The organism is Methylobacterium longum (genome assembly GCF_022179385.1).
GTDB classification, from domain to species: Bacteria; Pseudomonadota; Alphaproteobacteria; order Rhizobiales; family Beijerinckiaceae; genus Methylobacterium; species Methylobacterium longum.
Genome location: NZ_BPQS01000004.1, coordinates 143,964 through 155,030, shown reverse-complemented (window position 1 = coordinate 155,030; position 11,067 = coordinate 143,964). Strand labels below are relative to the sequence as shown.

The 11,067-nt window shown below is 64.7% G+C and carries 4 protein-coding genes; all 4 read left to right on the top strand.

What is annotated here, in order from left to right; translation table 11 throughout:
* Positions 1-5 precede the first annotated feature (5 nt).
* The 4 genes from MFF58_RS05490 (at position 6) to MFF58_RS05475 (ending at position 11,013) form a co-directional block, all read left to right on the top strand.
* Entirely contained in the window at positions 6-6,098 is a 6,093-nt protein-coding gene (locus MFF58_RS05490; protein WP_238285873.1) for a DEAD/DEAH box helicase, read from the top strand.
* 811 nt (positions 6,099-6,909) lie between these two features.
* Positions 6,910-8,412, top strand: coding sequence for a type I restriction-modification system subunit M (locus tag MFF58_RS05485; RefSeq protein WP_238285871.1), 1,503 nt, complete (start codon positions 6,910-6,912; stop codon positions 8,410-8,412).
* Positions 8,409-9,911 (top strand): type I restriction-modification system subunit M, encoded by a 1,503-nt coding sequence (locus tag MFF58_RS05480; RefSeq protein ID WP_238285869.1) that lies wholly within the window; start codon positions 8,409-8,411, stop codon positions 9,909-9,911. The genes MFF58_RS05485 and MFF58_RS05480 overlap by 4 nt, the downstream gene beginning before the upstream one ends.
* Positions 9,904-11,013, top strand: a complete 1,110-nt coding sequence (locus MFF58_RS05475) for a restriction endonuclease subunit S (RefSeq protein ID WP_238285867.1) — start codon at positions 9,904-9,906, stop codon at positions 11,011-11,013. Before MFF58_RS05480 ends, MFF58_RS05475 begins: the two co-directional genes overlap by 8 nt.
* The last annotated feature ends 54 nt before the right edge of the window (positions 11,014-11,067 follow it).

Here is an 11,067-nt window from a genome sequence, read left to right as displayed (position 1 = left end):
GCCCCGTGTCGTCCCCGCGTTTCACCACTCCCGTTGCCACGCTCGATGCCGTGCGCGAGCGAGCCACCGAAGCGGTGCTCGGTCAAAGCGGGCTCAATCATCCGGTCCTCGCCGCTGAGATCCGGCGCCGCTTCGCCTGCACGGATGCGGAGGCCGGCGCCCTCGTCCAGCAGCCGGTCGTCGAGGCCGCGCTGCCTTACGTCACCGGCACAGAGACCCTGGCCGCCCTCGCAGGTGACAGGCTGCATCCCGCGGTCGTCAATGCCTTGACCGCGCCGGGGCCGGACCGCCGCTACGCGTTCCCTCGCGACCTCAAACCCTACCGCCACCAGCGCGAAGCGTGGGCGCTCCTCTCCGATCCGACGCCACAATCGGTGCTCGTCACCAGCGGCACCGGCTCGGGCAAGACCGAGTGCTTCCTCGTCCCGCTCCTCCACGACCTCGCGTGTGAGGCGGACAGGGTCGGCCGCCTGAAGGGCGTGCGCGCTATCGCCCTCTATCCGCTGAACGCGCTCATCGCGAGCCAGCAGGAGCGCCTGCGCGAGTGGACAGCGCCGTTCGCGGGCCGCATCCGGTTTGGGCTCTACAACGGCGACATGCCGGAGGATGACAAGTTCACGGCGAGCTCCCCGGAGCAGGTCGGGGATCGCCGGACCCTGCGCGATGACCCGCCGCCCATCCTCGTCACGAACGTGACGATGCTCGAATACATGACGGTGCGCCATCAGGACCGGCCGCTCCTCGAGGCCTCGCGGGGCCAGTTGCGCTGGATCATTCTGGACGAGGCCCACAGCTACGGCGGCTCGGCCGCCGCCGAGATCGCGCTGCTAATCCGCCGCGCCCTCCTCGCCTTCGGCGTGACGCCGGCCCAGGTGCGGTTCGTCGCCACGTCGGCCACGATTGGCGAGGGCAAGGAGTTGCTCGGCAAGCTCCGGCGCTTCCTGCGGGACGTCGCTGGCGTGTCCGATGAACGAGTACACGTCGTCGTCGGCGAGCGGCGACTGCCGGACCTCCCGGATGCCGATGGGCCACGCAGGCTGACCGCCGATGGCCTCGGGGACGCGGGCATCCTCGCGCGCAACCCGGGCGTGCATGCGCTGATCCGTGGGCTGACCGTAGCCCCCCTGGCTTGGGAATCGTTCACGACGACTGCGCGGGCCGCCGGGGTTGAGCCGCAGGCTCTGCTGGAGGCGCTGGCGCGGCGTGGCAGCGACGGGCGCGAGCCGCTTCTGCCGCTGCGCGTCCACGGCTTTATACGCGCGGTGCCGGGGCTATGGGCATGCCTTAGACGCGAATGCGCCGGCCGACCACCGGGCGACTGGCCGTTCGGTGCCCTGCTGCACGCCCGCGCTGACGTCTGTCCGCACTGCGCCGGGCCGATGCTGGAGATCGTCTCCTGTTCGGAGTGCGGCGAGCCCTATCTCGATGCCGTCGAGCGGGACGAGCGGCTGCGCTGCGGCACTGGACTTTCCGAGAAGGACGAGTTCGCCTCGGCGAGCGAGACGGAGAGCGTGCCCGAGGCCGTAGAGGACGAGGGCGCCGCGGACGCTGACCCGGACGAGGCCGGTGTTCCGGCCCGGTCTCGGCCCGACATCGCACGATTGATCGCGGTGCGCGGCCTGCCCGGCGGCCGCCCCCTCTACGTCACCGCAACGGACGGCCTCGTTCGCGACGGCCCCACCGAGGACAGCGTGACCCTGAGCGTCCACGACCGAGGTCCCCCGGAGCACTGCCCGGCCTGCGCCGCGAGCGCGCGACCGGGTCAGACGCGGGGCACGGTGCTGCGGTCGTTCCGCTACGGTGCCCCCTTCCTGATCGGCAATGCCGCCCCCGTGCTGCTCGACGGCGTCGCCCCCCGCGACGCCGATCCAGCTCTTCTGGTGCCACCGCCGGCCGAGGGGCGCCAGTTGCTCTCGTTCACGGACAGCCGGCAGGGCACCGCCCGCTTCGCCGCCGCGCTCCAGGCCGCCTCAGAGCGCAACGCCGTCCGCGCTGTGATCTACCATGCGGTCCAGGACAGTCTGCGCCCGCCCGCGATCGACGTAACGGTGGCGGAGAAACTGGACGCCGAGATTCGCCAGCTTGAGTTGGTGATTGCCCAGGTCCCGACCCTGTCCGAAATGCTGAAGGACAAGCGGGAGCAGCGCGCGGCCCTCGCTCGACCGAGCAGCGACGGTCTGCTGTGGCGGCGCGTGCGCGACATACTCGTGCGCAGGCCCGAGGTCGAGACGTGGATGCGCCAGGTTTGGCGCCTTCGCGACCGGCGCTTCGACCAGGACGCCGAGGCGTTCGCGACCTTCCTCCTGCTGCGAGAACTAGCCCGCCGTCCCCGCCGCGCCAACGCGCTCGAACCGCTAGGCCTCGCTCGCCTGCGCTTTGCCGACATCGACCGCATGGAGGCGCGGCACCTTCCCGACGCCTTCCGCGTACGGGGACGAACGATCGCCGATTGGCGCGACTTCCTGCACCTCCTGGTCACGATCAACATCCGCAACCCCTTCGCTGTCCGAATCGATCAGGCAGACCAGCACTGGCTCATCCGAAAGGGCTTCCCGCGCATCCTGGTGGGGCCGGATCGCAAGACGGCAGCGAGCCATGAACTCGCCTGGCCGAAGGCACGCCCGGTAGGGCGCCCGGCGATCGCGGTTCGCCTGCTGGCGCAGGGCTTCGGCCTCGACGTGAGCCAAGCCGAGCACCGCGCCGAGATTGATGAGGTGCTGCGCGCCGCCTGGAGCGCCCTGACGCCGCTCCTCGCTCGCCCCGGCGAGGGCGCCCTCTACGCTCTGGACTTCGAGACTGCGCACATCGCCCCGGTGGTTCAGGCCTTTGCCTGTCCGATAAATCGCCGCCTGCTTGATACGACGTTCCTAGGCCTGTCGCCTTACGCGACCGAGCGCAGGGACCGCTCGGCCGGCGAGCGTCTGGCGCCGATTTCGATGCCGGTCCATCCGAATCCGTACCTGCTGCCGGAGCGGGGCGGGGTGGGGGTCGTTCAGAGCTGGCTCGACACCGACGAACGGGTTGCGACCCTGCGCGTCCGCGGCCTCTGGGGCGATCTTCACGACCGCATCGCGCTCGGGTCGCCCTACGCGCGGGCGGCCGAGCATTCGGCGCAGCAGCCCCCGACCCGCCTGCGGCGCTACGAGGACGCGTTCAAGCGCGGCGAGATCAACGTTCTGAACTGCTCGACCACGATGGAGATGGGCGTCGATATCGGCTCGGTCTCCTCGGTGATGATGACGAACGTGCCGCCCTCCATCGCCAACTACCGTCAGCGGGTCGGCCGCGCCGGGCGTCGCGGACAGGGGCTCTCGACGGCCCTGACCTACGCCCGCGACACGCCACTCGACCGCGAGACCTTCCGCGACCCTGTGGGATACCTCGGCCGCCGCATCGAGGCGCCCAAAGTGACGCTCGATTCACGCCGCATCGTGCAACGCCACGTCAATGCGCTCCTTCTCGCCGCATGGTTCCGGGAAGCCCAGGGGCAGGTGCTGAAGACTCGGGCAGGCGATTTCTATGGTTGTCCTACTACTGTTCCGGCCGTGCGTGACCCGGCCCCGCCCTCGACCCGGTTCCGCGCCTGGGTGGTCTTGCCGAGCACGTCGCAGGCCCACACGGCCGCCATCGAAACGCTCCTGCGCGGCTCGGCGCTCGCCGGGCATCCCAACGTTTGCGCCGCCGCCGCCGAGGCGGTCCGCGAGGCCGAGGCGGATTTCCTGGCCGAATGGGATGCGATCCAGGCACAGGCTGCGGGCCTAGATCGTGAGGCCGCGCGCAAGGCTCTCGGTATGCAGGTAAAGCGCATGTGCGGCGAGTACCTGCTGGGGGAACTGGCGGACAGTGGCGTCCTGCCCGGCCACGGCTTTCCCAGCGCGGTCGTGCCCTTCGTCCACAAGGACGATCCGGACGATGAGGCTGTCCCGCAGGGCGACCGCGACAGCGACCGCTTCCGCCGCCGCGGGTACCCGACGCGAAACCTTGACCTCGCGATTCGTGACTACGCGCCCGGTGCCGAGGTGGTGGTGGACGGCCTCGTCTACGGTTCGGCCGGCGTGACCCTGAACTGGCAGCGCCCCGCGGCGGCGGCCAAGGTCGCCGAGGTGCAGAGCATCAAGTGGTTCTGGCAGTGCACCCACTGCGCCGCCGCCGACACGACCCGGCTGTTCCCCGAGCGCTGCGCCGCCTGCGGCCAGGCGCTAGAGGGCGGGGATATCCGCCGCTTCCTCCAGCCCGCCGGGTTCACGGTCGATCCACGGGAGAAGCCGCATGCCGAGATCGAGCAGGTGCGTTTTGTGGAGCCCGAGCCCGAGCGCGTAGTGGCGCGCGGTGCCGCTTGGAAGCCCTTTCTGACGCCCGCCCGCGGGCGTCTGCGCGCGAGCCACGAGGGGCTCGTCTTTTACGCCTCCTCCGGTGAGCACGGGGCCGGATACGCCGTCTGCCTCGAATGCGGTCGTGCCGAAGCGCACGCGCACCCGATCGATCCCGCCGCAAGGCCGCTGCGCGACCATCGGCCGTTGCGGTTCACTAAGGCCGACATCGACGGCTACTGTCCGGGTAACGGGCGCGGCTTCGCCGTCCAGACCGGCCTCGCCCTGGGGCACGACATCACCACGGACGTCGCCGAGATCCAACCCGCGGCGCTCGCTTCAGAGGGTGCCGCTTGGGCACTGGCCTCCGGCCTTCGCGAGGCACTGACCCGCCGTCTCGGCATCGAGACCGGCGAGATTGGTCTCTCGGTCGTCAGGCACGTCTCCACGCTCGGCGGTGCAACCCATTCCGTCTATCTTTACGACCGCGCCTCCGGCGGGGCCGGCTTTACTCCACGCCTCGTCGAAATGTTCGAGGAACTGCTCCACGATGTGCGGGTGATCCTCGATTGCCGCCGACCGGGCTGCATCGGGGGATGCTCGGCCTGTGTTCTGGCGAGCGACCTCCATCGGCAGGCAGAAATGCTCGACCGCCGCACCGCCCTCGACTTCGTGAAGGCCGAACTTGAGGCCATCGCGGGCCCGTCGCCCGAAGATCGAATCACCGAGGGCGCCGTCCTTGCCCGCGACGTGGCCGACGAGATCGCGACCCAGGTCGTTGCGGGTGGCGAAGCCGTGATTCTGTGGCCAGCGGAGCCCTTCGATCCCGCAACCCTGGTCCGGCCCCGCCTCCTTAGCCTCCTCCAGCGCTTGCGCGAAGCGGGCACCGCGCTCACGCTCTGCGCATCGAGCGATCTGTTGGCTCAGCTCGATCCAGCCCAGCGCCTCGCCCTCCGGGATGCCGCCGTGCGGCACGGGCTGCGCCTGGCCACCGGGGACGCACCGCGCTTCCCTAACAGCGCGCGCGCGATCGCTGCCCTGTCCGGCGGGCGCATCTGGGCGTCGCGCGATGACGCCTCGGCCCGGTTCGGCGACGGCTGGGGACTCGGCGGGGACGCGCCGGTCGTCACCTTCCTGGGACGGTTTCCCGCTTGCCAGCCGTTCGACCCCGACTGTCTGTTGCCGAGGCAAGGAACGCGTTTCATCGAGCCGGGGCGCCGGCTCGACGGACCTAGCCGTGGATTGGGCGAGCGTTTCCTCGCCCTGCTCAAACCGGAGCTTGAAGCGGCGGGCCTGTGGCGGCCAGGTCAGCTCACAGCCATGAGCTACAGCGACCGCTACGTCCGCTCGCCCCTCGTGGCGCTGCTCGTCGCCCGCGTCACTACGCGCTTGTCGACGGCGCTATCCGGCTCGCAGCGGCGGCCCTTCCTCCTAACGACGACGCCTCTCAGCCATAATGACGGTCTTCCTCATCGCCTGTCCCACGACTGGCGAACGGAGACCGATCGCACCGTCGTCCTCCGTCAGCTCTTTCAGGCCGGTGGGCTCGATTTGGAACTCAAGGTCGGTCCCTGCTCGCACTCGCGGCGTCTCACGCTCAGCTACGCGGACGGTCCTGACGCCGTGCTCGTCTTCGACCAAGGCTTCGGCTTCTTGAAGCCGCAGGCATCGGCGCCCCGATACGATTTTCAAGCGACAGCACCGATGCAGGCCAAGAACCTCAACGCCACGGACGTTTCTTGCTCGTCTGACGGCGCAAGCTACATCGTGGTCGTTACGAGCAAATAGCAAGGTGCGGTGGTGCCGGCGCGGCTTGGCGACGAAAGTCAAGATGCACGCGCCGCGCTACACCACGCGCGCGGTAGTTCGTTAGCTTTGCAGCAGGTGATTTGTAATGACCTGCTTTGGGTTCAAATGGTCGATGTTCTCTAGATATTTAAACGGGGAATCCGGCCTGTGGCTGATGGCTCGCGTAGCGGATGCGTAACACAAGCCTGGATGATGCACTCAGAGCGTTTCCTGAGAACGAGCACGTCGCGCTCCGATTGTGGATCGGCGTACAAGGCGGCCCCACCCATCTCTTGCAACCAAGCCGCTAGAATCATTGCTCTTTGACGGCCGCAGGCGGGTAACGCTTCGGCGCCGATCTGCGCCCAACAGGTGCCCACTTCAGCAATGAAAGAGATATTGTCATCAATGCGTTAAATAGCATCGAAAGGTGGGGTCTGTTTGGATGCCGATCCACAAGACGAACAAAGCTGGGGTGTTTGAAGCGGCAGATCGAGGGAAACAATCGACGATCAGCGATGGCGCGCAGCTCCCATCAAGGCGGCTTCGAAGCTCGACAGTTCCGCCCCGCTTGGGCCATTATGGCCACAGCCAGGTGGCTCGGCGGAGAGTATGTGAACGCTTTTGGCGGGGGATGCGAAATGCAGATTCGGGCAGCTGGTCGATACGCGCGGGCAGAACGCCGAACATTTGAATAGCATGACCTAACTACAGTCGCAGTGTTTGCATTCGAGGAATACGGAAAGATGAAATCAAAGGGATGTAGATGCCTATTTGAGTATTCCTCGACACAAACAAATAGGTAAATTGCGTGAGTACATCTCTACAAGAGCTGCAGTCCTCTCTTTGGGATGCAGCCAACACACTGCGCGGTTCTGCGGTCGATCGAACCGATTGGAAGGGCTATATCCTACCGCTGCTCTTCTTCAAACGAATTTCAGACGTTTGGGACGAAGAGACATCTGCAGCCCGTGAAATTTATGGCGGAGCCGACCCTTCCTTATTTCCGGAAGTGCATCGTTTCGTGCTGCCAAAGGGCTGTCACTGGGACGACATTAGGGCGGTTCCAGCGAATGTCGGCGCCACTCTCCAGAAAGCGATGCAGGAAATCGAACGAGCCAACCCGGACACGCTGTTTCGCGTTTTCGGTTCGGCGGATTGGGGTAATAAGGAGAAGTTCTCGGACCACTTACTGAAGGATTTGATCGAAGGATTTTCAGAAATCGCGCTCGGCAACACTGCCGTCAGCACTGACGTGCTGGGCGACGCATACGAATATTTGGTAGCCAAGTTTGCCGACGTCACCCGCCGAAATAAGGCGGGCGAGTTCTACACCCCGCGTAGCGTCGTGCGCATGATGGTCGAGATCCTCGACCCCAAGGAAGGTGAAAGCATCTACGATCCCGCTTGCGGCACCGGCGGCATGCTTCTTGGAGCCATCGAACATGTGTCGCGCAAGGGCGGAGACCCGCGCACGTTCTATGGTAAAATTTATGGTCAGGAAAAGAACCTGACCACCGCCGCGATTGCGCGGATGAACCTTGTGCTGCACGGGATCGAGGACTTCCAGGTTGCCCGTGAGGACACCCTCCGCAACCCAGCCTTCAAAGATTCCAGCACGGGCGGCCTCGCCACCTTCGACTGCGTCATCGCGAACCCGCCGTTCTCGCTCAAAGAATGGGGCCGTGACCTGTGGGAGGCCGATCCCTGGGGCCGCGCCCAGTATGGCATCCCGCCCGATAGCTATGGCGACTACGCCTTCGTCCAGCAGATGGTCTCATCCATGGCGCCGACCAGCAACAGCCGCATGGCGGTAGTCCTGCCGCAGGGCGCCCTGTTTCGGAAAGGGGCCGAGGGCTCGATCCGCCAGGCCCTGCTGGAAAGGGATATGGTCGAAGCGGTCATCGGCCTCGCGCCGAACCTGTTCTACGGCACGCAGCTGGCTGGATGTGTCGTGACCCTGCGCCGCAGGAAGCCAGCAGTCCGCAAGAACAAGGTCCTGATCATCGACGCCTCCAGCCTGTTCCGCAAAGGCCGGGCGCAGAACTTCCTTGACCACGAGCAAAGTGACCAGATCGTCGCCTGGTACCGCGCCTATGAGGATGTCGAGGATCGCGCCAAGGTCGTCATGCTGGACGATATCAAGAAGGAAGGCTGGACGCTGAACGTTTCGCGTTACGTCCTGCCGCCTATTGGCCATGACGTGCCACCGCTGCCCGAAGCCGTCGAGGTCTTCAAGACCGCGCTGGCCGAGGCCCGCGCAGCCGAGGATCACCTGCGCACGGTGCTTGTCGAAGGGGGGTGGCTGCAATGAGAAGGCTGACCCAGCGCGAACTCGAAAGCTATCTCTGGGGTGCCTCTACGCTGCTGCGCGGGCTCATCGATGCCAGCGACTACAAGCAGTACATCTTCCCTTTGATGTTCTTCAAACGCCTATCCGACGTCTGGGACGCGGATTACCAGCAGGCGCTCGATGAAACTGGCGATAAAAGGTATGCCACCGATACCGCCAACGACCGCTTCGTGATCCCCGAAGGCGCGCATTGGAACGACGTGCGCGCGGCGCCGCGCGATGTGGGCCGGGCGTTGCTATCGGCCTTCCTGGCCATCGAGGCCGCAAACCCCGAGCGGCTGCAAGGCGTCTTCGGCAATGCGAACTGGACTGACAAGGCCCAACTTCCCGACAGCACGCTGAAAAACCTGATTGAGCACTTCTCTAAGCACGACCTCACGCTTGCCGCAGTGCCGGAGGACGAGCTCGGCAACGGCTATGAATATCTGATCAAGAAGTTTGCGGATGACAGCGGTCACACCGCGCAGGAGTTCTACACAAACCGCACCCTTGTCCATCTCATGGCACAGATGCTGGAGCCTCAGTCGGGCGAAAGCATCTACGACCCCACCTGCGGCACCGGAGGCATGCTAATTTCCTGCTTAGCCGAGGTGAAGCGGCGCAAAGGCGACACACGCACAATGGTTCTCTGTGGGCAGGAGCTGATCACCATCACCGCGGCCATCGCGCGGATGAATCTGGTCATCCATGGCGTGGATGATTTCCACATCGCCAGCGGCAACACGCTGGCCGCGCCCGCCTTCGTGCAGGACGACCGGCTGCGGACCTTCGACGTGGTTCTAGCTAACCCGCCCTATTCCATCAAGAAATGGAACCGCGGTGCGTGGGAGCTCGACTCTTGGAGCCGCAACTTCCTCGGCACTCCGCCTCAGGGGCGTGCGGATTACGCCTTCTTCCAGCACATCCTGTCGTCGCTTGATCCGAGGAGCGGGCGCTGCGCCATCCTGTTTCCGCATGGCGTGCTGTTCCGCAACGAAGAGGCCGAAATGCGGCGCAGACTGATCGAATCGGACCTGGTCGAATGCGTGCTGGGGCTGGGGCCAGGGCTGTTTTACAACTCGCCGATGGAGGCCTGCGTGGTGATCTGCCGGTCGCAGAAACCGGAGGCGCGCAAGGGACGCATTCTGTTCATCGACGCGGTGGCCGAGATTGCGCGAGAACGGTCGCAAAGCTTTCTGCGCCCCGAACATCAGGCGCGAATCCTGTCAGCCTATCACGCCTTTGAGGGCGACCCCGGCTTTGCCGCAGTGGCAGATTTAGCCGAAGTCCTGGCGGCTGAGAGCAACCTGTCGATTGCCCGCTATGTGAAGCGGCCCAAGGCGGCCGCGGGAGGAGCAGGTGCCACGCTGGCGGCGACGTGGGAGGCGTTCGTTGAGGAAGGGCGCGATTTCTGGACGGGCATGAACTCGCTGGTGGACATGCTTGATGGCTTGACGCCTGCGGAGGATGCCGATGCTTGAGCGGCCGATTTCCAGGGCTGGGTGGACGCGCGTGTCCTTTGGCGATGTGGTGCGCCTGTCGAAGGCGCGCACGGCCAATCCTGAGGCGGCCGGAATCGAGCGTGTCGTAGGGCTGGAACATATCAAGCCGGGCGACCTGCGCATTCGCCGTTGGAGTGACGTGGCCGACGGCACGACTTTCACGACGCTGTTCAAGCCAGGGCAGGTTCTGTTCGGCAAGCGCCGGGCCTATCAGCGGAAGGTGGCAGTAGCGGATTTTGTAGGGGTCTGTTCCGGCGACATCTATGTGCTGGAACCGGCGAGCGATCGGTTGATGCCCGAGCTGCTGCCGTTCCTGTGCCAGACCGATGCCTTCTTTGATCATGCCGTCGGTACCTCGGCCGGGTCGCTGTCGCCGCGCACCAACTGGACCAGTCTTGCAAGCTTCGAGTTCCTGCTGCCGCCGATCCAGGAGCAGGCGCGGTTGGCGGAGGCGCTGTCGGCCTATCGTTCAGTTCTTGAGAAACTTGACGAAGCAACGAAATCGTCGATGCTGCTTCGAGAGGCCACTTTCACAAATGCCATCTCCGACGATTCCGTTATTCGAGAGCAGGTTGGGCAACTCGCCAAGTTCAGTAGCGGAAAACTGATAAAGATTTCGGATATTCCTAAGTTTAGAAGTGGTCCAAACATTTTTCCGGTGGTCGGCGGCAATGGTATCGCAGGCTATTCAGGTCAACGACTTGCCGACGTTCCGCACCCTTGTATCGCTATAGGTCGCGTAGGAGAATACTGTGGTGCGGTTCACTTCATCGACGAGCCCTGCTGGGTAACTGACAACGCGCTTTATGTGAGGTCTCATTCAGAGCGCTTAAGATCCCGCTATTTGGAACTATGCTTGCGAAACCTTCATCTCAATGGGCACAGCACCGGTGGCGCTCAACCTCTGATGACGCAAGCAATCATCAATAGGTTCAACATCCCGGTCCCGAAGTTGCGACATCAAGATAAGATAATCTCTGCCGACTTGAATATCTTGAACAGTATAGATCATATGAAACAAAGAATTTTGTCAGCTCGGGGCTTCGGAAAACGACTGTTAATCGAGTGTTTCGATAAATGAACTTCATCGCGTCCAGCTCTGTTGAAAATCACGTGCTCGACCTTCTTGCGGGAA

Bases quoted from the DNA above. Each gene is read 5' to 3' on its own strand.
- MFF58_RS05475 (WP_238285867.1), top strand. From the start codon at position 9,904: ATGCTTGAGCGGCCGATTTCCAGGGCTGGGTGGACGCGCGTGTCCTTT.
- MFF58_RS05480 (WP_238285869.1), top strand. From the start codon at position 8,409: ATGAGAAGGCTGACCCAGCGCGAACTCGAAAGCTATCTCTGGGGTGCC.